The organism is Streptomyces albus subsp. albus (assembly GCF_000725885.1).
Lineage (GTDB): Bacteria > Actinomycetota > Actinomycetes > Streptomycetales > Streptomycetaceae > Streptomyces > Streptomyces albus.
On sequence record NZ_JODR01000038.1, the window covers coordinates 1 to 25,376 of the forward strand.

At 70.0% G+C, this 25,376-nt stretch carries 16 protein-coding genes and 2 pseudogenes; 4 read left to right on the plus strand and 14 right to left on the minus strand.

Annotated elements, in window-relative coordinates; genetic code table 11:
- Positions 1 to 582: pseudogene (locus tag IO40_RS0130565) on the minus strand (ATP-binding protein); the annotation flags it as partial.
- Between the two features lie 462 nt (positions 583 to 1,044).
- Here IO40_RS0130565 and IO40_RS0130570 point away from each other — a divergent pair.
- A complete protein-coding gene (locus IO40_RS0130570) occupies positions 1,045 to 1,275 on the plus strand; it encodes a DUF7455 domain-containing protein (RefSeq protein WP_016470264.1) in 231 nt (76 codons plus the stop codon).
- A gap of 279 nt (positions 1,276 to 1,554) precedes the next feature.
- Here IO40_RS0130570 and IO40_RS0130575 read toward each other — a convergent pair whose 3' ends face one another.
- From IO40_RS0130575 to IO40_RS0130600, 6 genes are all read right to left on the minus strand, one after another.
- A complete protein-coding gene (locus tag IO40_RS0130575) occupies positions 1,555 to 2,556 on the minus strand; it encodes a serine protease (protein WP_031176551.1) in 1,002 nt (333 codons plus the stop codon).
- A gap of 215 nt (positions 2,557 to 2,771) precedes the next feature.
- Positions 2,772 to 4,382 (minus strand): RNA polymerase sigma factor, encoded by a 1,611-nt coding sequence (locus tag IO40_RS0130580; RefSeq protein WP_030409309.1) that lies wholly within the window; start codon positions 4,380 to 4,382, stop codon positions 2,772 to 2,774.
- A 1,500-nt stretch (positions 4,383 to 5,882) separates the two neighbouring features.
- Positions 5,883 to 6,902 (minus strand): FadR/GntR family transcriptional regulator, encoded by a 1,020-nt coding sequence (locus tag IO40_RS0130585; RefSeq protein ID WP_415852529.1) that lies wholly within the window; start codon positions 6,900 to 6,902, stop codon positions 5,883 to 5,885.
- 298 nt (positions 6,903 to 7,200) lie between these two features.
- On the minus strand, positions 7,201 to 10,044 hold the full coding sequence (locus IO40_RS0130590) for an ATP-binding cassette domain-containing protein (protein ID WP_031176553.1): 2,844 nt from the start codon (positions 10,042 to 10,044) through the stop codon (positions 7,201 to 7,203).
- A 124-nt stretch (positions 10,045 to 10,168) separates the two neighbouring features.
- A complete protein-coding gene (locus IO40_RS0130595; protein ID WP_016470259.1) occupies positions 10,169 to 10,924 on the minus strand; it encodes an NUDIX hydrolase in 756 nt (251 codons plus the stop codon).
- Between the two features lie 107 nt (positions 10,925 to 11,031).
- Entirely contained in the window at positions 11,032 to 12,243 is a 1,212-nt protein-coding gene (locus IO40_RS0130600) for a DUF4192 domain-containing protein (RefSeq protein ID WP_016470258.1), read from the minus strand.
- A 140-nt stretch (positions 12,244 to 12,383) separates the two neighbouring features.
- Between IO40_RS0130600 and IO40_RS0130605 the strand changes: the two genes are divergently transcribed.
- Both IO40_RS0130605 and IO40_RS38330 read left to right on the plus strand, forming a co-directional pair.
- Positions 12,384 to 14,573 (plus strand): RecQ family ATP-dependent DNA helicase, encoded by a 2,190-nt coding sequence (locus IO40_RS0130605; protein WP_016470257.1) that lies wholly within the window; start codon positions 12,384 to 12,386, stop codon positions 14,571 to 14,573.
- A 187-nt stretch (positions 14,574 to 14,760) separates the two neighbouring features.
- On the plus strand, positions 14,761 to 15,363 hold the full coding sequence (locus IO40_RS38330) for a hypothetical protein (RefSeq protein WP_135567286.1): 603 nt from the start codon (positions 14,761 to 14,763) through the stop codon (positions 15,361 to 15,363).
- A 27-nt stretch (positions 15,364 to 15,390) separates the two neighbouring features.
- Here IO40_RS38330 and IO40_RS38115 read toward each other — a convergent pair whose 3' ends face one another.
- From IO40_RS38115 to nrdR, 7 genes are all read right to left on the minus strand, one after another.
- Positions 15,391 to 16,017: a hypothetical protein gene (locus IO40_RS38115; RefSeq protein WP_016470255.1), complete on the minus strand. Its 627-nt coding sequence runs from the start codon at positions 16,015 to 16,017 to the stop codon at positions 15,391 to 15,393.
- 113 nt (positions 16,018 to 16,130) lie between these two features.
- Positions 16,131 to 16,808, minus strand: a complete 678-nt coding sequence (locus tag IO40_RS0130620) for a ribonuclease HII (RefSeq protein WP_016470254.1) — start codon at positions 16,806 to 16,808, stop codon at positions 16,131 to 16,133.
- Positions 16,809 to 16,980: 172 nt separating this feature from the next.
- Positions 16,981 to 18,189, minus strand: coding sequence for an ADP-ribosylglycohydrolase family protein (locus tag IO40_RS0130625; protein ID WP_031176554.1), 1,209 nt, complete (start codon positions 18,187 to 18,189; stop codon positions 16,981 to 16,983).
- A gap of 12 nt (positions 18,190 to 18,201) precedes the next feature.
- Positions 18,202 to 18,861 carry a histidine phosphatase family protein gene (locus tag IO40_RS0130630; protein WP_016470252.1) on the minus strand — a complete coding sequence of 220 codons (660 nt, stop codon included), beginning with the start codon at positions 18,859 to 18,861 and terminating at the stop codon, positions 18,202 to 18,204.
- Between the two features lie 19 nt (positions 18,862 to 18,880).
- The gene (locus IO40_RS0130635) at positions 18,881 to 19,489 is read right to left on the minus strand and encodes a YdbC family protein (protein ID WP_030409318.1); all 609 of its coding nucleotides are present in this window, start codon (positions 19,487 to 19,489) and stop codon (positions 18,881 to 18,883) included.
- A gap of 245 nt (positions 19,490 to 19,734) precedes the next feature.
- On the minus strand, positions 19,735 to 22,635 hold the full coding sequence (locus tag IO40_RS0130640) for a vitamin B12-dependent ribonucleotide reductase (protein ID WP_016470250.1): 2,901 nt from the start codon (positions 22,633 to 22,635) through the stop codon (positions 19,735 to 19,737).
- Positions 22,636 to 22,803: 168 nt separating this feature from the next.
- A complete protein-coding gene (nrdR, locus tag IO40_RS0130645; protein WP_031176555.1) occupies positions 22,804 to 23,424 on the minus strand; it encodes a transcriptional regulator NrdR in 621 nt (206 codons plus the stop codon).
- 1,103 nt (positions 23,425 to 24,527) lie between these two features.
- On the opposite strand from nrdR, the pseudogene lexA reads away from it, so the two are divergent.
- Positions 24,528 to 25,223: pseudogene (gene lexA / locus IO40_RS0130655) on the plus strand (transcriptional repressor LexA); the annotation flags it as partial.
- Between the last annotated feature and the right edge of the window lie 153 nt (positions 25,224 to 25,376).

The window sequence follows — 25,376 nt, forward strand, 5'->3', positions numbered from 1 at the left end:
CACCAAAAACGCCGTCTGCCGCGCCCGCGCATACAACGTCTCCAACGACAGCCGCGCGTCCTTCAGGAAGATCTGCCGGTCCGCCCAATACCGCACCCGGGTACCCGTACGGGTCTTGGGGATCTTCTTCCCCTTCAGCAGGCCGTTGGCGGGGTCGAACGGGGCGTCCGGACCGGACTCGGTGAAGATCCCCGGCACACCGCGGCGGAAGCTGATGGCGTGCGTGCGCCCGTCCCGGTCGACCTCGACGTCCAGCCGCGCGGACAGGGCGTTGACGACCGAGGCGCCGACACCGTGCAGACCGCCGGAGGCGGCGTAGGAGCCACCGCCGAATTTCCCGCCCGCGTGCAGTTTGGTCATCACGACCTCGACGCCGGACAGCCCCGTCTTGGGCTCGACGTCCACCGGGATGCCGCGGCCGTTGTCGCTGACCTCCACCGAACCGTCGTCGTGCAGGACGACCTCGATGTGATCGCAGTAACCGCCCAGCGCCTCGTCGACCGAGTTGTCGATGATCTCCCACAGACAGTGCATCAGCCCACGACTGTCGGTCGAGCCGATGTACATACCCCTGGGTTGCCGCGTCAGAGGGTACCGAGGCCCAGGACGGCAGGTGACGCACGACCCAGGAGACGATCAGGGAGAACCGCCATGCTAGCCCACATTCGATATCCTGTTCGATAACGACCTGGGTGACACACACATCACGTTCCCATCCAGGCATGAACCGTTTAGGCTCCGGGCACGTCCTCCACAACGAAGGAGGAACAGCCCGCAGCCGGACGACAACCCAACGGCACGACGACAGGCCTGCCGGCGCCACCGGCAGAGCTCGCCACCACCCACCGTCACAGACTGCACAACAGACCGAACACAACAGACGGAAAACCCAACCCCTGCACTACGGCCCATTCGCCGCCACCCGGCAACTATCCGGCCTCCCGGCCAAAAAAGTCCGGGAATGATGGCCAGAGCGGGAACGTTATCGGCCTGGTTGGATGTTGACCCTGGTACGACAGCTCGTCGAGCTAGAGAAGAGGCGACGTGACTACAGTTCTGACCCCCGCGACTCCGCTGACGGCAGCCGACCGCTGTGACCGCTGCAACGCCCAGGCGTATCTGCGCGTTGTCCTGGTGAGCGGCGGCGAGCTGCTGTTCTGCGCCCACCACGGCCGCAAGTACGAGCCGGAACTCAAGAAGATCGCCGCGGAGATACAGGACGAGACGGAGAAGCTCAACGCGACTCCCGCTTCCGCCGGCGAAGACGAACGATGAACTCCGGAACGGCGTCCGCTTGAGCTGACGCCCTCGCGTCCGCATCCGACGAGCTAGCCCGCCGCAGGCCGGAACAGGCGGGCGGCCCTCCCCCAGCGGAAGGGCCGCCCGCCCTCGTCATGGGACGGAAACCCCAGCAGCCCGTATCACGGCGCGGACAGCCGGCCCTGAAGCGCGCCCCCCCCGGGGCGACGGGCCCGGCGCATCCGGCGCCCCCGCGCTTTCCGGTCAGCTCCCCCGGCGCTCGCTCACCTCGGGCGGCAACAGCGGTTGCCGGGCTCACGCCCCCGCCGGGACCCCCGCGTCCTCCGCCTGCACCACGGACTGCAGCGCCGAGACCCGCGTGTACACACCGGGCCGGCCGGGCTCACCGCAGCCGATGCCCCACGACACCAGCCCCACGAGCTTGCCCTGGGCCACCAACGGCCCGCCGCTGTCTCCCTGGCAGGCGTCCCGGCCGCCCTGCTTCAACCCCGCGCACAGCATCGTGGCCGGGTCGTAGGTGCCCTCGGACGACCCCGGATAGGCCCGACTGCAGTCCGTGTCCGCCAGCACCCGCACCCGCGTCGCGTGCAGGCTCGTCGCGTAGGTCCCACGCCCCGTGGTGTCGCCCCAGCCGTAGACCGTCACCGCGGTACCCGACTGGTGCACCGCGTCGCCCTTCTGGGCCATCGGGAGGACGGAACCCTGCGGCAGCGGAGACGCCAGCCGTAGTACGGCGATGTCACCCTTGTTGGTCACCGGGTCGTAGTCCGGGTTCACCCGGGACGACTCGACGGGGATCTCCTTACCGGCCGTACCGGTCAGATCGGTACGGCCGGTGATCACCCGCAGATCCGTGACCTGCGAGGGGTCCGCGCCCAGCACCTCACGGCTGAGACAGTGCGCCGCCGTGATCGCCGTTCGCGGGCCCACGACGGCACCGCCGCAGAACTGCCCCGAGCGCTGGGGACCGAACCGGGAGCGGCTGGAGAGCGCCACCACCCACGGATGACTCTCGGCGCGCACCGGGGCGCCCCCGATGACCGCACGGTCCGGATCCTGGTCGTGTGCCGCCGCCCCCAGGACGCGCCCGACACCGCCTTCCCGTGCCGCGGGCCCGGAAACCTGCCCCGGGGCGTGCACGGGCCGCTCCGCGGCCGACTCGGCCGCCACCGCCCCCTGCGGAACAGTGGGCGCGGCAAGCGCCGCTATCAGCGCCGCCCCCAGCACCAGACGGCGCCTTCCCCGCCCGCTCGCGATCCGGATGACCCGCGTTCGCCTCCAGCGCATCGATCGCATGAGACCGACCTCCTGACCGTACGGAACCCTGTGACTACCCAGGGTGTTCCGGCTCGACGCTGCGCGCATCCCGGGCCGCCCCAGGTGTGCGCCCGGCGCACGGTGGGCCGTCCGGGTGCCGCGGCCAGGAGCAGCCGGTACGGCGAAGGCCGGCACCCCCTCCGCCCGGGAGGGAGCACCGGCCTTCGCCCGGCGCGTGTGCCGCGTACGGCCACTCAGTCCAGGTAGTCCCGCAGAACCTGGGAACGAGAGGGGTGCCGCAGCTTCGACATCGTCTTCGACTCGATCTGCCGGATGCGCTCACGCGTGACGCCGTAGACCTTGCCGATCTCGTCCAGCGTCTTCGGCTGGCCGTCGGTCAGACCGAATCGCATCGACACGACGCCCGCCTCACGCTCACTGAGCGTGTCGAGAACCGAGTGCAGCTGCTCCTGCAGAAGCGTGAAGCTCACCGCATCGGCCGGTACAACCGCCTCGGAGTCCTCGATCAGGTCACCGAACTCGCTGTCACCGTCCTCGCCCAGCGGAGTGTGCAGCGAGATGGGCTCGCGGCCGTACTTCTGGACCTCGACGACCTTCTCGGGCGTCATGTCCAGCTCCTTGGCCAGCTCCTCCGGGGTGGGCTCGCGGCCCAGGTCCTGGAGCATCTGACGCTGCACACGGGCGAGCTTGTTGATGACCTCGACCATGTGCACCGGAATACGGATGGTGCGGGCCTGGTCGGCCATGGCGCGAGTGATGGCCTGGCGGATCCACCACGTCGCGTAGGTCGAGAACTTGTAGCCCTTCGTGTAGTCGAACTTCTCGACCGCACGGATCAGACCCAGGTTGCCCTCCTGGATCAGGTCCAGGAAGAGCATGCCGCGGCCCGTGTACCGCTTCGCCAGCGAAACCACCAGTCGGAGGTTGGCCTCCAGCAGGTGATTCTTGGCGCGGCGGCCGTCCTCGGCGATGATCTCCAGCTCCCGCTGGAGCTTGGGGGCCAGCTTCTCCTCGGTGGCCAGCTTGTCCTCGGCGAACAGACCCGCCTCGATCCGCTTGGCCAGCTCGACCTCCTGCTCCGCGTTGAGGAGCGGGACCTTGCCGATCTGCTTGAGGTAGTCCTTGACCGGGTCGGCCGTCGCCCCCGCGGCGGCGACCTGCTGGGCCGGCGCGTCGTCCTCGTCGTCGTCGGAGAGGACGAAGCCCTCATTCTCGTTCTTGCCGTCGGCGGACGGACCGTCCTCGGCGCCGGGCTTGCCCGACGGCTTGACGGGCAGGTCCTCCACCATTTCCTCGTCACCTTCGAGGAGTTCGTCGACGACGGACTTCTTGGCCGCCGTCTTCTTCGGGGCGGCGGTCTTCTTGGCGGCGGTCTTCTTCGCCGCGGCCTTCTTGGCAGTGGCCTTCTTCGCGGCGGGCTTGGCTGCGCCCTCCCCGGCGGGGTCCTGCCCGACGGTCGCGGCCGTCGCGGCCGGGGAGGAGGCGACGGACGCCGCGGTGGAGGCCGTCCGCGTGGGGGCGGCCTTCTTGGCCTGCGTGGTCTTGGTGGCGACTGTCCTGGTGGTGGTGCGCTTGGCCTGAGTCTTCGCTGCGACGCTCTTGCGGGTGCGCTTGGGCGCCTCGGCTGCGCTCACCATCAGCGTCACACCCTCTTCGTCGAGGATCTGATTGAGGCTGCGCAGAACGTTCTTCCACTGGGTCGGCGGAATCTGGTCAGCCTCGAAGGCCCGACGCACGTCGTCGCCGGCGATCTGCCCCTCAGCCTTCCCCCGCTCGATGAGCGCCATCACGGACTCGGACTCGGCGATCTCCGCAGGGAGAGTACGGGATGTGCTGGCCGACACGAACAACCTCTCGGAACGATGGAAACGGCGGACCGCCGGCGGGGATGAACCGACGGCACGGGCGGAGCAGTGGAGAAACAACGGTGCAGACTAGAGCCCCGAACGGGGCGCCCGTATTCCCTCCTCGGCTGTCACCTCTTGAGTCATCGCGTGGGAACGGGAAGCGTTACGCCCAATTCACGTGGCCCGAGTCACATTCTGTACCCGTCTCTATCCGGTGATAACCGGACGAAACCCCTGACCACTGCGGGCGCGACACCTCCACGGTACGGCTCCCGCACGCGAAACGGTCTTGCGGACAGTCGGCACCTGCACGACGAGCGCGCGAACCACCCGGCGGAGTGCGGACGCGGCGGCGGACCGCCCCTCGGTCGCCCACCCGCTCGGCTGCCCGGGCTTTGTCCCTCAGCCCTTCGGCCTCCACCCGGGGACCGTTGCCGAGGCTGTCCGCCTCCGGGGCAGGTCCGCCCCTCCCGGCCGCCGCTCCTGTCCCCCTGTCGGAGGACGACTGAGCACGACTGCGGTGCGGCACGCGGGGCTGTCGTGCTGGTTGCCCGGCCTTGTGGCCGTGCAACCAGCAGGGGCTGGGCGGACGCTCCGACCGCCCCCTCGTGTCGCTCCGAGGCTCTGATGTGAACCGGCAGCGACTGTCACCCCGGACACGGTGCCGCCGCACCATGCACAGCCGCCCTCTGCGTCCGGGTGCGGGCGGGCAAGGTCGAGCGCAGGCTCCGGGGTCCGGGTGCACGCAGCGGGGTACTCGGCTGGAGGACACCGTTCAGCGAGGCCTTCGAGGAGACGAGCGGGGTCACCGCCCCGACCCACCAACACCAAGACCGGCACCGGCACCGGCATCGGCACCGGCCGAGTGACCGGCTTCCGAGGAGGCCGGTCGCGTCCGATGCGGCTCAGACCCACGGCTGCGAAGCGTCAGCCATGCCCCGCCGACAGGAGAGGCAACGCGAGACTCGGTGCTGTGCTGTGCCATGCCTGCGATCTCGTCGGCCCACCATGGCTTGGTGGCCCGGAACCGCGAGCCCGGGGCCCTCGACCCGGACTCGCGGCGGCCCCGGCCCCGCGACGCCGGACGCGGCTCACCACTCTGCGAGCGGAAACCCACCCCCGAGGCACTCACGGCGGCCAGTCCTCGGCCCCTCGGCTCCTCGGGAACAGCGAAATGGTTTCCCCAGGCCGGTCGCACCGCGACCCGACCCGCGTACCGGAGCGGTGCGTCCTCAGGGGGCCTGGCGCAGTCCCGAGCCACCGCACGAGCCAGGAGCGGGCGACCGGACCACCGTTCGGGTTCGCACCCGCCGAGCCACAGCGGGACGGGCAGCGCTCTGCACCCTCGGGCACGCAGCGACACAGAGGCCGGGTGCCCAGGTCGTGTCCCGTCACCGGACACCCGGCCGGTATGGAAGCCCGGAGCCGACAGGCCGTCCCGCGGGCCGACAGGCCGGCAGAGCGGGCGGGCGGCCCGACTCGGCTGCCCGCCGCCGGTCAGTGCTCGCGCGGCGCCGGGACGACGTGGTCCGCCCCGCCGGGGGCACCCGGGCTGCCTGCCTGACCGGGCTGCCCCGCGCCGGCGGGCACACCATGGGACCCCGCCTGCGCGGGCTGGGCCGCGGGGGCCGCCGCCTGCCCGGAGGCGCCCGCCTGCGCAGCCTGCGCGGCCGGGACCGTCTCGGTGGGAGCGCCGAGCACCTGCCGCATGGCGTTCTCGGCGACGCCGGCCTCGCCGGCGGCGAGAGCCTCCACAACGCGGCGGTGGTACCCGACGACACTTTCGGTCGGGTGCTCGCAGCAGGCCGTCGGGCCGCCCGAGACCTGGAGCGCGGAGGAGACGATGCCGGAGAGGTGCTCCAGCATCCTGTTGCCCGCAGCCTGGAGGATCAGGCCGTGGAACTCCGCGTCGGCGCGGGAGAAGGTGAGGGCGTCGCCCTGAGCGTGGGCGTGGCCCATGATCTCGACCATGTCGCCGAGGCGCTGCTGAACGTCGTCATGGCTCTGCCCGGCGGCCAGGCGCGCGGCGAGGGGCTCGATCGTCCAGCGCAGCTCGCAAAGCTCGCGGCGCTGCCCCTCCCGCTGCGGCCCGAAGGCACGCCACTCGATGATGTCGGGGTCGAGCAGGTTCCAGTCGCTGACGGGCCGGACCCTGGTGCCGACGTTGGGGCGTGCGCTCACCAGCCCTTTGGCTTCGAGCACGCGCAGGGATTCCCGTACGACGGTACGCGAGACCTCGAAGCGCTGGCCGATCTCTTCGGGGACGAGTGGACGGTCCGCGCCCAGGTCGCCCGAGACGATCATCTGGCCCAGCTGCTGGACGAGTTGGCCGTGCAGGCCCCTGCCACGGCTACCGGACGCACGTCGGTTCACACGGTTCATATCAGCCTCGGAACCCTCCCACGCCGAGGCGTTGGTGGTGGTACGCGCCGTCCCCGTGGACTCGGCGTATGCGTAGCGGTCCAGCTCGCCCGGGCCGACGATGCCTGTGTCGACGGAGCGAGCCGCGGTCATCATGGAGTGCGCAAGGGTAGTCACGACCCTTGTGTCGGCGGGGCTCGGCGCGGTCTTGAGGGCTTTGGTGAAAAGCACACGAAAGGGTGATCGCTGCCTTCCTTGTAATTGACGCCTTATCGGAAAGAACGGACCACAACACTGGTGGTCAGAGCCATGTACGCCCGTCGAGCACCGGTTTGCGGGGTGCGCAGGTGAACAGATGCACGTTTACGCGCTGTTCCGTGAGCCACTGACCAATGCGGCTGTCATGGGCCGTGTTCGTCCCTCCCTCCTGCCATCCGTCGGACACCTTCAGCACCTATCTCCGCCATGGGCGCCCCCGCAGCGAGGTGAGGGCATAGGCACAGAACAGCACCATCAGCGCAAAGGCCAACGCCCGCCCCACCGGTTGGGCTGCGATCTCCCCCGCCACAGTGCCCCATCGTTCGGCCACCGAAGGCCAGGGGAAGAGCAGCACTGCCCGCAGACGCTCGGGCAGCCCCCCGAACGACTGGCCGCCCGCATCCACCGTCGCCCCCCGCAGGAACGGCGCCACCAGCAACGGCACGGCCACAACCGCCGCCACACCGAGCACCGTTGAGCGGAATACCCCAGCAGCCAGCAGCCCCGCCCAAGCACAGCCGACGCACAATGCCAGCACCGCGACAACCTGCACCCCGAGCGACGGCACCGAGGCCCCGCCCGCCGAACCGCCCGGCACGGACAAGCTCGTCAGGCCGTCCTGGTGCAAGGTGCCGGCGGGGAAGCCGAGGGCGCCGCTGTCCGCACCGAAGAGCAGGGTGAGTGCGACCCCGTTGCACAGCGCTGTCGCCGCGCACAGCGCCACGGCCGTACCGCCCGTCACCGCCAGTTTCGCCACCAGCAGCCCCAGCCTTCTCGGCACCGGGACCTGCGCCGGAACCAGCGCCGGATACCGGAACTCCTGCCCGAAGGCCGTTGCCCCCAGCAGTCCCGCAGCCAAAGCGGCGGGCGGAACGAGGAAAGGCGAACCGGGAGGCCATCCCGTCAGCAGTTTCAGCGCCGGTGCGATGCCCGTCTCCGCATCCACCACGGCTCTGTCCCCCGCTCCGACGCGCGCCACCGCGACGGACACCACCAGCCCGGCCAGCAGCGCCAACCCGATCAGCACCCACGGAGTGCGCACACCGAACAGCCGCCGCAGTTCGTACTGGAGCGGGGCCACCGGTCCCGGCCGGCGCACCACCCGTGAGACGGGTGGCAACACCGCCCGCTTCCCCGGCGTATCCGAGACGGGGCTCCCGAACGGGGTCTTGCCCGACCACGTCCGGCTCGCCGCGTTTCCCCGAGTGCCGGCCCTGCCCCGCAGAACGCCGTACATCCGCCGGCCGTGTGTCCGCACCGCCGCGCTGAGGGTCCCCTCCTGGGCAGTGGCTGCCGCAGCGCCGTACTCCTCCCGCCGCCCGGGCATCGGCTCGGCCAGGTCCGAGGCGAAGACGCGCCGCGGGTCCGGCCCGCCTTCCGCCCCGCCTTGCGCGCCTCCTCCCCTCCCGGCCGACTGCGCATCGGGGGTCTCCGCTGCTCGGAACACAGGGCCTCCTGCGCTCCGCGTCCCTTCCTCGGCGCTCCCGCGCGGGCCGGCCGGGTGCCCGCCGTCGGCCGACTCGCTCTCAGCCGCGGGCATCTGTGCCGCCGCCCCGGTCTCCTCCGGCACCGTTTCGCGCCCGGCTCCGGCCGGAGACTGCGAAGCACCGGGCGCGGACTGCCTCTGGGCCCGCGGCAGCGCATCGACGGGCGCGGAAATGCCGGTCACCGGTGCCGAGTTCTGCTTCACCGCCGGAACGAGTACCTCTGCCGACGCGGGCCGGTGCTCCTGCGACGGCTCCGGTGCCTTCTGTGACCGTTCCTCTGCTGCGGCCTGCTCACCGGCTTGCTGGGTACCGGTTGCGCACCCGGGCTCGTCATCCGCTTCGGACGCTGTCGCCGGACAGCCCCTCCCCCCGTCTTCCCTGGTTTCCGTGACCACTGCGGCGCCGCCGCCACGTTGTGGCAGGTGAGCACCGGGTGCAGGCACCGAGGCATGCCCCCGGACGGTGATGCTTCCGCCTTCCACCGCCCCCGTCTCATCATCTCGAACCGCCTCCCCCATGTCGTCTGCGTAACGGGCCCCCACATCCGCCCCCTTCGTTTCACCTCCCCCGCTCTCGTCGGGCGAGATGGTCTTCCGCGCCGATGTGCTCCGGGCAGTGGCCCGCCCATCGGCTCGGATCAGCGGCCCCGGCCGGAATCTGTCCCCGGTGTCCCCGATCTCCTCCGTCAGCTGGTGGACGAGAATGCCGTGCCGGTACGCCGTCTCTCCCACGAACGCACAGTCCGTGCCGTACACCGAGATACGACTTCCTCCCTCACACACCACCTCAACAGCGCCCTGCCTCAGCTGTGTTCGTTCTGCACTCCGTGCTTCCTGCGACAGGACGGCCGCGAAGCGCTCCGCGTGCGGTGTACGGACCGCCACGCGCGGCCGGAGACGGGTCCGGGAGAAGTCAGCAGCGGTCTGATCGGCCACCAGCCTTCCGTTGTCGATGGTCACCACTCGGTCCGCGATGCGTGCCGCCACTTTCGGATCACGCGAGGCGATGAGCGCCAGCCCGCCCTGCTCCGCGTATCCGCGCACCAGTCCGTAGAGCCAACTGGCTTCCCGGGGCGACAGCTCCCACGCCGGCTCGTCGAGCACCAGCGTGTGCGGATCCCCCAGTAGCGCTGCGGCCATCCCGAGCCTGCGGTCCATGCCCCGCGAGAAGTTGCCCAGGCGTTCGTCCGCGAGTCCGCTGAGCCCGACCACTTCGAGCACTTCGTCCGCCCGCTCGGCGGGCACTCCCGCCACGGCCGTGAGCATCCGGAGATGGCCGCGTGCGCTGCGGGCCGGATGTCCGGGCACGTCTCCCAGCAGGACCCCGATCTCCCGAGCGGGGTGCTGGATCCGCTGGACAGGACGGCCCCGGAAGAGCGCGACCCCTCGCCCCGGTACGAGTTGCAGCATGAGCCGCAGAGCCTCGCTCTTGCCCGAACCAGCCGGCCCCAGCAACACCGTGACCTCGCCGGAACGCGCCTCGAAAGTGAGGTCGTCAACGCGGGGCAGGTGCTTTCGCCGGGCCGTACTGGTGAGTCCGATGGCCTGAATCATCGCTTCTCCCGCAGAACGCATGGCGGACGCACCACTGCAAGATAACGCGACATTTCCGACTTTCCGGGTAGGCAGTCCAGCCATCAGCCGGGCGGAGCCGGACCCGTCCCGCCTCGCGCCGTCCTCAGACCTCGGGTCGCAGCATGGGTGGGTTGAGCAATGTGGCTCCTCCCGCGCGGAAGAGCTGTGCGGGCCTGCCGCCCTGACGAGTCGTCGTCCCTCCGGTGGGCACCAGGAATCCGGGCGTTCCCGTCACCTTGCGGTGGAAGTTCCGAGGGTCAAGTACCACGCCCCACACAGCCTCGTACACGCGCCGCAACTCCCCGACTGTGAACTCGGACGGACAGAAAGCGGTGGCGAGCGAGGAGTATTCGATCTTCGAACGCGCCCGCTCCACACCGTCCCGCAGGATCCGCTCGTGATCGAAGGCGAGCGGTGCCTGCCGCTCACCGTCCCAGCCGGCTCCGTCGGCGCCGCCCAGCAAGGTCTCCGTCGGCGCCCACCGGGCGCCGCGTGCGTCTCCGCCTGCGATGGGTGAGGGCAGGTCGGGCGCGAGGACGAGGTGGGCGACGCTGACGACCCGCATCCTGGGATCACGGTCCGGCGCACCGTAGGTGGCGAGCTGTTCGAGGTGAGCGCCGGCGCTTTGTCCGTCGGGGACCTGCGGATGGAGCCCTGTCTCCTCTGTGAGCTCGCGCGCTGCCGCCGCCTCCAGATCCTCGTCGTCCCGGACGAATCCGCCGGGCAGAGCCCACATCCCCTGATAGGGCGGTTCCCCACGGCGTACGACCAGTGCGCAGAGTGCGTCTTTGCGCACGGTGAGCACCACGAGGTCGACGGTGACGGCGAAAGGCGGGAAGGCCGAGGGGTCGTAGGGCATGACGTGATCATAGTCGTCTCCTTGACGATAAACAGGCGGTTCGGCAGCACCGTTGACACCTCCTTCTCGCAGGCGGGGGCAGGTCCCAGGGCGGGTACGGGGAATGTTCAGACAGCGGTGTCCGGGGCGGGGCCAGGCCGTTCCGCTTCCTCGTCGACGGGGCGCTCCCGGCCCTTCTGTTCCTTGCGCAGACAGCGACTGACCAGCTGGGGATCGAGCCCTTCGTTGCATGCCTGGTGCAGGAGCTGGGCGAACAGGTAGTCCGGGTCCACCCGCAGTGCCACCCCGAGAGTGACGCGTGCGGTCGGTACGTCTCCGCTCGACCAAGCGGCCCATCCCGCGAGTGAGAGCAAGGCCGCCGAATAGGCCGCGTAGGGTCCCGGGCACCGACGGGCCAGTGCCCGCCACAGCCTCAGGGCCGCGGGCAGGTCCCCCTCCTCCGTCCATGCGGCGACCTGATCACGCGTCTCCCGGTCCTGGAGGCCGAGTACCGCCGCGGCACATTCGTCGTGCGTGAGGAGTCCGTCGTCGTGCGCGTCGTCACTCCCGTGTGCCCCCGTCTTCGGCAGCCGCTGCTCGAAGCGTTCCAAGAGGCGCTGGAGGAGGGCCAGCGTCTCGACACGCACTTCCAGCCGACCACCCTGCGACAGCATGCGCGGGGTGAGGGCGAGGCTCGCGCGGTCGAGGGCACGCTGCTGCTCCTCGCCGAGGGGCGGCCCGAGCGGCAGCAGCCGCCGTTCCATCTCCCGCAACGAGCCGCGGACCGGAATACCGGCGTAGGCGGCGGCGACGGCCATCGCCGAGGTCCGCGAACGTGACAGGGGCACCCCCTCGGGCGGGCAGCAGCTCTCGTCGGGGCAGCAGTACGAGAAGAAGCGGCCGTCCGAAAGGCAGAGCGCTTCGTAGACGGGCATGTCCCGCTGTCCGCAGGCAAGGCGCAGCGCTTGGACGAGAGGCCGCAGCCGCTCCATGACGTCCCTTCCGCTGGCTCCTTCTTCCGGTTCCTGGCATACGAAGATCAGTGCACCGTCCGGCGGGGCTCCCCGCGCCCTGGAGCTGGCATCCAGGCATTCGGCGATCTGAGGAGCGAGGGGGCTCCAGGCGCTCTCCGCGGTGGGAATGCCGATCCTGATCCGTCCTCCGAACCGGCCCCGCTCACCGTGGAGGGCGACCACCACCAGCGAGTCGTCCGGGTAGAAGCCGAGGAGATAGGGCAAGGCCTCCGCGAGTTCCGCCGGCTCCCGCAGGGAGATGCTCATCGGACGGGATTCGGGCAGGGCCGGTTCAGCGCCGCGTTCGGCGCGGTCGTGGTGTGTCATGCCTCGACGGTGACGGACCTCACCGATCCGCGGTCCGCGGTTGTCCACAGGCGCATACCGTCCGTCCTCTTGTCATACGAACAGTGAGTTGTCCACAGCCCGATTCCCCGGTTCCACCGGCCATCGGGTTGCATGGACGCATGAGTGACACACAGCTGCGACGAGAGGCCGACGCCGTGCTCGCCGATCTCGTCGGCGACCGGGAAGGCACGGCCCGGCTGCGCACGGATCAGTGGCGGGCGATCGAGGCGCTGGTCGCCGAACACCGACGCGCGCTGGTGGTCCAGCGCACCGGCTGGGGCAAATCGGCGGTGTACTTCGTCGCGACCGCTCTGCTGCGCAAGCGGGGCTCCGGTCCGACGGTGATTGTCTCGCCGCTGCTGGCGCTGATGCGGAACCAGGTCGAGTCAGCCGCGCGAGCAGGCATCCACGCACGCACGATCAATTCCTCGAACCCCGAGGAATGGCGGACGATCGAGGCCGAGGTGGCGCAGGGAGAGGTGGATGTCCTCCTGGTCAGCCCGGAACGACTGAACAACCCCGATTTCCGGGACAACGTGCTGCCGAGTCTCACCGCGTCGACCGGACTGCTCGTCGTGGACGAAGCCCACTGCATCTCCGACTGGGGCCACGACTTCCGGCCCGATTACCGACGTCTGCGCACCATGCTCGCCGAGCTCCCCCACGGCGTGCCGGTCCTGGCGACCACTGCCACCGCCAACGCCCGCGTGACGGCGGACGTGGCCGAGCAGCTCGGCACGGGCGGCAAAGCCGACGACGGAGACCTCGCGGGCCCGGCACCCACGCTGGTGCTCCGCGGCTCCCTCGACCGGGAGAGCCTCAGCCTGAACGTGCTGCGGCTGCCGGACGCCGCGCACCGCCTGGCCTGGCTCGGTGATCACCTCGCCTCGCTCCCGGGCTCCGGCATCATCTACACCCTCACCGTCGCCGCGGCGGAGGAGGTTGCGGCTTTCCTCCGCCAGTGCGGCCACGAGGTGTCCTCCTACACCGGCAAAACGGAGAACGCGGACCGTGAAGCCGCCGAGGCGGATCTCCTCGCCAACAGGGTGAAAGCTCTGGTCGCCACATCGGCCCTGGGCATGGGCTTCGACAAGCCGGACCTCGGATTCGTCGTCCACCTCGGCTCTCCCTCCTCCCCCATCGCCTACTACCAGCAGGTCGGCCGCGCCGGCCGAGGCGTCGACCACGCCGAGGTGCTGTTGCTCCCCGGCCAGGAGGACGAGGCGATCTGGCGCTATTTCTCGTCGCTGGCCTTCCCACCGGAGGAGCAGGTGCGCCGGACACTGGACGTCCTGGCCTCCTCGGACACCCCGATGTCCCTGCCGGCCCTGGAACCCCGCGTCGAGCTGCGCCGCTCACGGCTGGAGATGATGCTCAAGGTCCTCGATGTGGACGGGGCCGTGCGTCGCGTCAAGGGAGGCTGGGTCGCCACCGGCCGGCCATGGCACTACGAGGCCGACCGGTACGAGTGGGTGGAAAAGCAGCGCCTCGCCGAGCAGCAGGCGATGCGCGCCTACACGGAGATCACCACCTGCCGTATGGAGTTCCTGCGCCGGGAACTGGACGACGAGAAGGCGGCCCCCTGCGGCAGGTGCGACAACTGCACGGGGAACCACTACAGCCCGCAGGCCGACGAGTCGCTGGTGGCCGCGGCCCGCGGTGAACTGCGCAGGCCAGGCGTGCGCGTCGAGCCGAGAAAAATGTGGCCCACCGGCATGCCCTCGGTCGGCATGGACCTCAAGGGGCGGATCCCCGCTCAGCAGCAGGCGGCGCCAGGACGCGCGCTGGGCCGGCTCTCCGACATCGGCTGGGGGAACCGGCTGCGCCCACTGCTGTCGCCCCAGTCCGGGGACGGCCCGATCCCCGACGACGTGCTGCGCGGCGCGGTGACGGTCCTCTCCGACTGGGCGAAGGGGCCGGGCGGCTGGGCGTCGGACGATCCGGAGGTGTCCGGACGGCCCGTCGGCGTCGTGGCGATCGACTCCCGTACCCGTCCTCAGCTGGTGAGGTCCTTCGCCGAGCGGCTCGCCGAGATCGGCCGGCTGCCGCTGCTGGGTGCGGTGGCCTGCGCGGATGAGTTCGGCCTGCTGAACGGCCCGCGCAGCAATGGTGCTCAGCGTCTCCGGGCGGTGCACGAGGCGCTGACGCTGCCACCGGAGCTGGCCGCTTCCCTGGCCTCCGTCAACGGTCCGGTTCTCCTGGTGGACGACTACACCGAGACGGGCTGGACCTTGACCGTGGCCGCCAGGATGCTCCGGCAGGCCGGTGCGAAGGAGGTGCTCCCGCTGGTCCTCGCGGTGCAGAACTGACCCTCGCCCGCCCGGGAGGCAGCCGGCCCGGCCAGGCCGTCACGGAAAGGAGGCACGGAAGGGACAACCGGAGGCTCAGCGGGAATAAGGGGGAAGAGACAGCGGCAGGAGGCCGGTGATGCTCCCCGCCTTCGTCGCCGCCCCGCTCAGTGCCGAAGTGGGGAACAGCACGAACGGAGGTAGGGACATGGCCTTCGGCTCCGCTGCTGCTCCGGCCCCCGGGCCCGTGTCGGGACAGCACAGCCGCATCGTCCGTCTCGCCGAATGGGCACGGTTCGGCATTCCCGTGCCGGAGGACGCCCCCGCCCTGGTGACAGGTTTGTACGAACGTCATCAGCCCCGTCCGCAAACTCTGGTGCTCGGGGTCCTGGGCCCCGGCGAACGGCTCGTCGCCAGCGCGTCGTTCAACCAGGAGACGGCACGGCCGGACGGCTGGGAATACCGCAACGCGCTGCTGAGCCGACTGCGCCGGATCGTTCCGCACGACCTGCGACGCAGAACTCCGACACGCACGGCGGTCCTGCTGTGCTGCCGGTTCGGGGAGCCCGGGTGGACGGCCGTGGACGGTGCGTGGATGTGGGGCCTGCGCGACGCCTGCACCCTGCACGGGTTGCGCTGCGGGGCCTACATCACTCTCACCGCCTCCGGGTGGCAGGTGATGGGTGCGGAGCCCAGCGGCTCACAGCCCGCAGCGGCACGGTCGGCCGAGCCGAGGAACGAGCCGGTCATGGCATCGGCTCACTCGGCGGAGCCCACATCCCCTGGCCCCGCCCCGCGGATCACGGCGTGAGTGCCGTGGCCGCGGTGCCGGGGAACGTCAGAGCAGGACGCGCAGACGCGCCGGGTCGCCACAGACGATCAGCTGCTCGGTGGCCTTCTCCAAAGCCGCCGGCAGTGCTGCCGCTGCCTCCGGATCGGTACCGCCGTTGACCGCGAGCAGTACGACGGGGCGCTGCGCGGTGCGGGCGACGGCGGAGGCATGGGCGCAGAACACGTCCTCGGCTTCGGTGAGTTGGCGCCAGTAGGCGTCCTCGCCGAAGGAGAGCTCGTGCTCGGCCCACGGGTGCTGGGCGCCGGTGGTCAGCAGCAGGATGTCGCCCGGCGAGCGGCCCTCGTCGAGCAGCTTGTCGACGGTTTCGTCTGCGACCTCCACCGCCGTCGCGTCGGTCGCGGCGACGAGCTGGATCTGCGCCTTGGCGGCGGCTTTGGCCTGGGCACCGGGCTTGGGCTGAGCCGGGCTGTTGCCCTGGCGGGGTGCGTTCGGCCGGCCGGGGGTGTTGGGGCCCTTGCTGTCGGTCCTCGGCGGTGCGGGACGCGGCGCGGGGCGCGGGCCGGGAACGGGGGCTGCGGTGCGTGATGCCTGCGGTGTTCTGGACGCTCCCGCTGATGCGCGGGTGCCCGGGACGCTCTCGTAAATCTCTGGCTCCTCGGGAGTGAGAGGCATGGGGTGTTGTCTATCAAATGACGGAATCAGCTAAGTCAGCGGGTACGGAGTACCGGGCTATTCCCCGGCGGAGTTCCCGTACTTCGCGACGTTGCCGTCCGGCAAGTTCCGATTCAGAAGAGGCCGATCTGTTCTGCGGGCTCGCTCCGGTTGCGCTTGAGGTGCTTCCAGCGTGTCAGGGCGTCCATATACGCCCAGGACAGCCGGTGGTGCGGGGTGGGGCCGCGCTTTTCCAGGGCCGCCTTGTGCACCGGCGAGGGGTACCCGGCGTTGTCCTGGAAGGCGAACTCCTCGTGCTCAAGGGCGAGTTCGGCCATGAGGGCGTCGCGGCGCACCTTGGCGATGACCGAGGCGGCTGCGACGGCGACACACGACTGGTCGCCCTTGATGACGGTGCGGACTCGCCACGGTGCCCCGAGGTAGTCGTGCTTGCCGTCCAGGATCACGGCGTCGGGGCGTTCGGGCAGGCCGTCCAGGGCGCGGACGGCGGCGAGCCGGAGAGCGGCGGTCATGCCGTACTCGTCGATCTCCTCCGGTGTGGCATGGCCGAGGGAGTAGGCGTTGACCCACTTGATCAGTTCCTCGGCCAGTTCGCTGCGGCGGGGCTCGGGGATGAGCTTGGAGTCGGTCAGACCGGCGGGCGGGCGACGCAGGCCTGTGATCGCGGCGCAGACCGTGACGGGCCCGGCCCAGGCTCCACGGCCGACCTCATCCACTCCAGCGACGATCTTGGCACCGGTGGTGGCGCGGAGCGAGCGCTCGACGCGATGGGTTGGAGACTCGTACGGCATGGCAATACCAAGCGTATCCGCTGGGGGTGCGGCGAGTTCAGCCGACTCCGAGAAAGGCGGGAGCGGCAGAGGGGAAAGGGTCCGCTGGTCGCGGAAGGGCGCTATTCGGTGACACAGAGTCCGCGTAATGGAGCGTGAGGTTTCGCCTGCTGCGGTTTCCGGGGCTCAGGCGTCAGCGGGGCCAGCCGAGGCTTTCGCGGAGCCAGGCGGGAAAAGCCTCGGTCCGGTCGGCCCATTCCCGGGGCGGGGCGGAGCCGGGGCCTCCTGCGGCGACGATACCGCCGACGATGGCGCAGGTCGTGTCCACATCACCGCCGGCGGCGGCCGTGGTCCAGATGGCTTCGCGGAAGTCGCCCAGGTGCCGGGCGGCGGCCCACAGGGTGAACGGCACGGTGTCCTGGGTACTGGTGCGCCGTCCGCAGCCCAGGACGGCGGCGACGGTATGTACGTCGGCATAGTCGAGCAGGTCGAGCGCACGGCGCAGACCGGCCTGGACTGCGCTGCGGGGGACGAGGTCGTGGACTTGGACGAGCAGTGTCTCGGGACTGAGCGAGGTGGGCGGGGCGGACGTTTTGCTGTCACTTTCCTGCTGGCCGCCGACGTCTTGCCGGTCGCCGACATCTTGCCGGCTGCCGCCCTGCTGCTGATAACCCGCCTGCCGTTCGCCACCGGCTCGTGGCTGGCCGCCGGACTGTCGTTCGCCACCACCCTGCCGTTCGCCCCCGGCCTGCTGCTCACCGGCGTCCTGCTGCCTGCCGTCGTTCGCAGCACCGGTTGCCGCGTCCCGCGCGGGGGCCGCGCCCGGAACGGGGCCCGCGGCAGTGGCTCCCTGGGCGGCTGCGGCGACGAACGCGGTGGCCGCGGCGATGGCGCGGGTGCCGGCAATCGCTTCGGGGTGCCGGTGGGTGACCTCGGCGGAGCGGGCCGCTTCGTCGGCCGCGTACTCCGGGTCGTCGGCGAACCAGGCGCCGAGCGGGGCCACCCGCATGGCTCCGCCGTTCCCCCAGGAGCCCTGGCCGTCGAAGAGGGCGGGGGCCAACTCGCGCCAGTCGCCGCCCTCTTGGCGGATGAGGCGGAGCATGCGGTTCACCGCCGGGCCATAGCCGCGGTCGAAGTCGTGGTGGCGGGCGAAGGAGGCGGCCAGCGCGTCCTGGTCGGCCCGGCCGCAGGCGGCGAGGACGGCCACGACGGAGGCGGCCATCTCGGTGTCGTCGGTCCACCGCCAGGTGCCCGGCGGGAGCTCGCGACGTCGAAGGTGGGGAAGGTTGTCGGGGACGAAGAACTGCGACCCCAGAGCGTCGCCCACGGCGACGCCGCGCAGGGAGGCAAGGGCGCGGGAGATGCGCTCGTCACGCGATGCGGCGGGAAAACGTGCGCTCATATCCGCACGATGCTAGCGCGGACTGCCGTAGGGCCGGGGCGTTTGCCAGCGTTCGAAGGGCCGGTCTAGCTGGTACCGGCCGTCCGGGCCGAGGAGGAGGGTGCGGGTCTCACCGTTGTCCGGGTTGGTGAGGCATTCGAACTCCTCCACCGTCCAGTGGAACCAGCGCATACAGAAGAGGCGCATGGTCAGGCCGTGGGTGACGAGCAGCACGTTCGGCGGGTTGTCAGGATCTTCGAAGCTGCGCCAGAGACTTTCGAGGAAGGCGCCTACCCGGTCGTAGACGTCGGCGCCGGATTCCCCCTGCGCGAAGCGGTAGAAGAAGTGGCCGTAGGCGTCGCGGTACTTCTTCTGCTGTCGTACGTCTTCCCTGTCCTGCCAGTTGCCCCAGTCCTGCTCGCGCAGCCGGGGCTCTTCGCGCACGCGTATCTGGTCGGGTCCCATGCCGAGGGCGGCGAGGGTCTCGCGGGTGCGGCGGTAGGGCGAGACGAAGGCGGAGACGCGTTCTGCGCCGAAGACCTCGCGAAGGTGTTTCCCGGCTTCCTCGGCCTGCCGCAGTCCGCGTTCGGTCAGTGGCAGTGCGTGGTCGGGTACGCGTTCGTAGATGCTGTCGTCGGAGTTGCCCTCCGACTCTCCGTGCCGGAGAAGGACGATGCGACGAGGACGCGCCATGCTGTCCACCCTAGCGAGGTCACACGGTCCACGACGGTTCGAGGTCGATGACGTCCCCGTCCACGTGTGTAATGTCGGCTCCCGTCTGGGCGCGCAGGGCGAGCCGCTCGACGCGTTCCACCCGGTACTTTCCGTACTCGGCGTTCGAGTCCCACATGGAAAGGACGAGGAACTCGTCCCCCGTATTCGCTTGCGCGAATACTCCGCGCAGCATGCCGGGCGAGCCGGCCATCGCCGGGTTCCAGACCTTCTCCTGCATCAGCGTGTAGTGCTCGACGCGGTCGGGCCGCACTCGGCAGTGCGCCACCCGCAGCAGGTCCGCGTCGGTGAACACCGGGGTGAAGCCGGTTTTGACGTCGAACCGGTAGTCGAAGAGTCTGACCTGGGGATCTTTATAGGTACCGACCTGAGAGGCATGGAGCCGGTCGTGAGAGCGGGCCATGAAGGAGTCGTAGAAGGCCCGGCTTTCCCAGAATGCGAACAGGTGGACGACTCCCCGGCGGCTGCGGCTCCAGCCGCCGCCCTGGCCCCGGAAACCGGGCTCGCCGAGCAGCCCCGCCCATTTCCGCTGTGCCCGTGCGAACCCTGGACGGTCGACGACGGCGCAGCGCATCCACTTGACCAGCACCGCGCCATCGTACGGCCATCCCAGCGACCCCGGGTCACGGCGACGGCACACCATCGGTTCGCACTGGTGTACCTCCGCTCCCCAGCCTCGGACCCCACGAGCCCCTGTCGGCTTCCCGTGGCAGGGCCCCGCGCCCGCCACATTCCTGACCGCTGCCAGTCCCTGAAAACGCCGCCGGGGCGGGGACGGGAAGAAAGTGTGCTCTTCCCGTGCCCCGCCCCGGCGGTCAGGGGTGAGGGCCGGCCTCAGCTGCAGCCGCTGGTCGAGCCGCAGCCCTCGCACAGGTAGCAGCTGCCCGCGCGGCGCATCTTGGTGCCGCAGGAGAAGCAGAGGGGGGCGTCGGCGTTGAGGCCGAGCTGCATCTCCAGCAGCTCCGTGGAGCTGTGGGCCTCCCTCGGTGCGGGGGTCGGTGCCTCCGGTTCGGCGGTGGTGCGGTCCGCGTCCTTGGCGTCCTTGGCCTCTTCCCGCGGGGTCACCTGCGGGGCCTGGTCGGCCTTGGGCGCCGACTGGGCGAGGGCGTCGGCGTCGAACTCCTCTTCCTCGCTCGCCTCGTAGGAGCCGGTCTCCAGGTGACGCTGGCGCTCGGCCGCCGAGTGGATGCCCAGCGCGGAGCGGGTCTCGAACGGCAGGAAGTCCAGCGCCAGGCGGCGGAAGATGTAGTCGACGATCGACTGGGCCATCCGCACGTCGGTGTCGTCCGTCATGCCGGCCGGCTCGAAGCGCATGTTGGTGAACTTCGAGACGTAGGTCTCCAGCGGCACGCCGTACTGGAGGCCGACGGAGACGGCGATGGAGAAGGCGTCCATCATGCCCGCGAGGGTCGAGCCCTGCTTGGACATCTTCAGGAAGACCTCGCCGAGGCCGTCGTCCGGGTAGGAGTTGGCCGTCATGTACCCCTCGGCGCCCCCCACGGTGAAGGAAGTGGTGATGCCGGGGCGGCCCTTGGGCAGACGGCGACGGACCGGGCGGTACTCGACGACCTTCTCCGGCTCCTCCGCCTTCTTCTCCTCCTTGGCCTTGGCCGACAGCGGCTGGCCGACCTTGCTGTTCTCGACGTAGACGGCCAGCGCCTTGGTGCCGAGCTTCCAGCCCTGGAGGTAGATCTCCTCGACATCCTCGACGGTGCTGCTCGCGGGCATGTTGACCGTCTTGGAGATGGCGCCGGAGAGGAACGGCTGGGCAGCCGCCATCATCCGCACGTGGCCCATCGGCGAGATGGAGCGCTCACCCATGGCGCAGTCGAAGACCTCGTAGTGCTCGGGCTTGAGGCCGGGAGCGTCGACCACGTTGCCGTGTTCGGCGATGTGCTCGACGATCGCCTCGACCTGCTCGGGCTGGTAGCCGAGGCGCTTGAGGGCCTTGGGGACCGTGTTGTTCACGATCTGCATGGAGCCGCCGCCGACCAGCTTCTTGAACTTGACCAGGGCCAGGTCGGGCTCGACACCGGTGGTGTCGCAGTCCATCATCAGGCCGATGGTGCCGGTCGGGGCCAGCACGGAGGCCTGCGCGTTGCGGAAACCGTTCTTCTCACCGAGCCGCAGCACGTCCTGCCACGCTTCGGTCGCAGCCGCCCACACCGGGGTGTCGAGGTCGTCCATCCGCGTGGCAGCGTCGTTGGCGTCGCTGTGCTGCTTCATGACGCGCTTGTGCGCCGCGGCGTTGCGGGCGTAGCCCTCGTACGGACCCACGATGGCGGCCAGCTCGGCCGACCGCTTGTAGGAGGTGCCGGTCATCAGAGAGGTGATGGCACCGGCCAGGGCCCGGCCGCCGTCGCTGTCGTAGGCGTGACCGGTGGCCATCAGCAGGGCGCCGAGGTTGGCGTAGCCGATGCCCAGCTGACGGAAGGCGCGGGTGGTCTCGCCGATCTTCTCGGTGGGGAAGTCCGCGAAGCAGATGGAGATGTCCATCGCCGTGATGACCAGCTCGACGACCTTGGCGAACCGCTCGGCGTCGAAGGACTGGTTGCCCGCGTCGTCGTCCCGCAGGAACTTCATCAGGTTCAGCGAGGCCAGGTTGCACGAGGAGTTGTCCAGGTGCATGTACTCGCTGCACGGGTTGGAGGCGGTGATCCGGCCCGTCTCCGGCGAGGTGTGCCAGTGGTTGATGGTGTCGTCGTACTGGATACCGGGGTCGGCACAGGCGTGGGCGGCCTCGGCCATCTTGCGGAAGAGCTTGCGGGCGTCCACCTCCTCCAGGACCTCACCGGTCATGCGGGCCCGCAGCCCGAACTTCGAACCGGACTCGACGGCCTTCATGAACTCGTCGGTCACCCGGACCGAGTTGTTGGCGTTCTGGTACTGGACGGAGGTGATGTCCTCGCCGCCCAGGTCCATGTCGAAGCCCGCGTCGCGCAGGGCGCGGATCTTCTCCTCTTCCTTGACCTTGGTCTCGATGAACGCCTCGACGTCCGGGTGGTCGACGTCGAGCACCACCATCTTGGCCGCCCGCCGGGTGGCACCGCCCGACTTGATGGTGCCGGCGGAGGCGTCGGCGCCACGCATGAAGGAGACAGGGCCGGAGGCGTTGCCGCCGGAGGAGAGGAGTTCCTTGGAGGAACGGATACGGGAGAGGTTCAGGCCGGCGCCGGAGCCGCCCTTGAAGATCATTCCCTCTTCCTTGTACCAGTCCAGGATCGACTCCATGGAGTCGTCCACGGACAGGATGAAGCAGGCGCTGACCTGCTGCGGCTGCTTGGTGCCGACGTTGAACCACACCGGGGAGTTGAACGCGAAGATCTGGTGCAGAACCGCGTAGGCCAGCTCGTGCTCGAAGATCTCGGCGTCGGCGGGGGAAGCGAAGTAGCCGTTCTCCTCACCGGCGGAGCGGTAGGTCTTGACCACACGGTCGATCAGCTGCTTCAGGCTGTTCTCCCGCTGGGGGGTGCCCACGGCGCCGCGGAAATACTTGCTGGTGACGATGTTGACCGCGTTCACCGACCAGAAGTCGGGGAACTCGACGCCACGCTGCTCGAAGTTGATCGAGCCGTCGCGCCAGTTGGTCATGACGACGTCGCGGCGCTCCCAGTTCACCTCGTCGTACGGGTGCACTCCGGGGGTCGTGTGGATGCGCTCGATGCGCAGCCCCTTGTTCGCCTTGCTGCCCTTCGCGCGGGAGCCGCGTGTCGGGCCGCTCGTCGTCTCTGTCATTCCGCCTCCCTGTATGGGGCATAACACCCCAACATGCCCCGGTTCTTCCCCGAGATCTGTGCCTGTCTGGTGATCCGGGCACGCTGCGCACCCGGACCAGGTCTCTGTGTGTGCCGGGCTCTCTCCCCGGCCTGTCGGCCCCGCCCTGCAGCGGGCACCGGCCGCCGCTCAGTCGGCGGCGGCAGTGGCGGGGGCGTCATCGGCCCCGCCCGGCCCGCCCGTCCCGGCCCGGCCGTCCGCCGAGGCGGATCCGCCCTTGGCGGACTTCGCTCCGCGGGTCGCCTCCCCGGCACACTCCGGGTCGGGCCCGTCCTCACCCGGTACCCCTGAGCCGGGGACGGACGACCGCGCCTGGCGCAGTTCCGCTATGGCCGCCTCGAAGTCCTCCAGCGATTCGAACGCCTTGTAGACGGATGCGAACCGCAGGTATGCGACCAGGTCCAGGTCCCGCAGCGGGCCCAGTATGGCGAGCCCGACGTCGTGGGTGGACAGCTCGGCACTGCCGGTGGCCCGGACGGCTTCCTCCACCCGCTGCCCGAGCTGGGCGAGGGCGTCCTCGGTCACGGGCCGGCCCTGGCAGGCCTTGCGGACACCCGCAATCACCTTGTCCCTGCTGAAGGGTTCGGTGACGCCGCTCCGCTTGATTACGGTCAGTGATGCGTTCTCCACGGTGGTGAACCGTCGGGAGCAGTGGGGGCACTGACGCCGCCGCCGGATGGCCGCACCGTCGTCCGCCGTACGGCTGTCGACCACACGGCTGTCCGGGTGCCGGCAGAAGGGGCAGCGCATCGTATTCACCCTCCCAGGGCTCGCCCGAGCCCTCACCGTGCATGACAGATCACGCCTGGGCACCCCCGTCACAGGGGCCCCTCGACGGGTCACCAGCATAGGGGAAGCGCTCCCGGGTGAGCACCCGGGGACCACAACTTGTGGTGGCGTGCGCTCATCAAACCACTAGATCTGGTAGCCGATGGCGAGGAACGGAGATACGCGTGTCGCACCGGCGCGAGCCATGAGCCTACGCGAAGCGGGGTGGCGGAAAGCGCCGGGGGCGCGCCTGCAAGACTGTGCGGGACGCGGTGACGCGGCCGGGCCGGACCGGCGGCGAGCCGGTGGCCGGGCGGCGCGGAGACGATGTCGCAGGCTACGCCATACGGCTCCGCGGGCGCGCCGGACGGCTGCCGGAAACCGGCCGTACGGACGCCCGGCGACAGCGCGGCGGCGACCACGCGAACGGCGAAACGATTACGGAGAGCAACTAACGGCGGCGGATCGACAGCAGACAATGCCCGTGGCGGCGACGACGGCAATCCCTCCGGAGGCCGCGGCAGTCAATGGCCTCGGCCATGCGCGGGCGCCGTGGAAAAGACGGTCACATCCGTCACAAAGAACGCCGGCCGGTCTTTGCCCGGCCGTCAGTGCCACAGATGCCACCCCAGCCGCAACGACAACAGACACAACGACAGACGAAAAAGAAGCGACCACCGACCCCGACAACGAACAGACCGCACCTGCGAACAGACCGCGAGAGCGAACGGAAAACCCGGTCACACGGATTCCGAAGGCCCTGCGAAACCCGCCGGTACGAGCGAAAGCGCGACTTATACACCCATGAGGCCGAAGGAGTCCGCAGATCTGCGAATTTTCACTCGAACGTGTGTTTGGCGCAACCTTTCGAAACCAACTACCGTTGTCCGGCTAGGGAGAACTTATCGAGAGGGGCCGACGTGACCACGACCGCAGACAGCGCCACCATCACCTCCCAGAATCGCTCAGCTCAGGCAATGGACGAAATTCAGCCGGTGAATGACGCCGCGAACGTCGCGCATGCCGCGAACACCGTGAACGCGGTGAGCGCGGGGAACGCCGCGCACGCCTCCAACGGAGATCCTCAGGAAGCCCATCAGGCGAAGCGCTCACTGCCCGGCCGACCTCCGGGTATCCGAGCGGACAGTTCCGGACTCACGGAGCGACAGCGCCGGGTGATCGAGGTGATCCGCGACTCCGTCCAGCGGCGCGGATATCCGCCGTCCATGCGGGAGATCGGTCAGGCTGTCGGACTCTCCAGCACTTCCTCCGTGGCGCACCAGCTGATGGCACTGGAGCGCAAGGGTTTCCTCCGCCGTGACCCGCACCGGCCCCGTGCCTACGAGGTGCGCGGCTCGGACACGCCCAGCACCGCACAGGCCGCCGCCGACACCGCGGGGAAGCCCTCCGCCTCCTACGTTCCCCTGGTCGGGCGGATCGCCGCGGGCGGTCCCATCCTCGCGGAGGAATCCGTCGAGGACGTCTTCCCGCTGCCGCGCCAACTCGTCGGTGACGGTGAACTCTTCGTCCTCAAGGTCATCGGCGACTCGATGATCGAGGCCGCGATCTGCGACGGCGACTGGGTCACCGTCCGGCGCCAGCCCGTCGCGGAGAACGGCGACATCGTCGCGGCCATGCTCGACGGCGAAGCCACCGTGAAGCGCTTCAAGCGGGAGGACGGGCACGTGTGGCTGCTGCCCCACAACTCCTCCTACCAGCCCATCCCCGGCGACGACGCCACCATCCTGGGCAAGGTCGTCGCCGTTCTGCGGAGGGTCTGACCGACTTCTCTTCTTCTGGATCCTCACCACGGCACCGCCCCGCCGCCATCTGCGGCCCCACCGGTCGCCGTGCAGCCCCTCGGGGCCCCACGGGCCGCTGGTTCCCTTCGCACCGGAACCGGCGGCCCGCTCCTTTTCCACCACCGCGGCCGA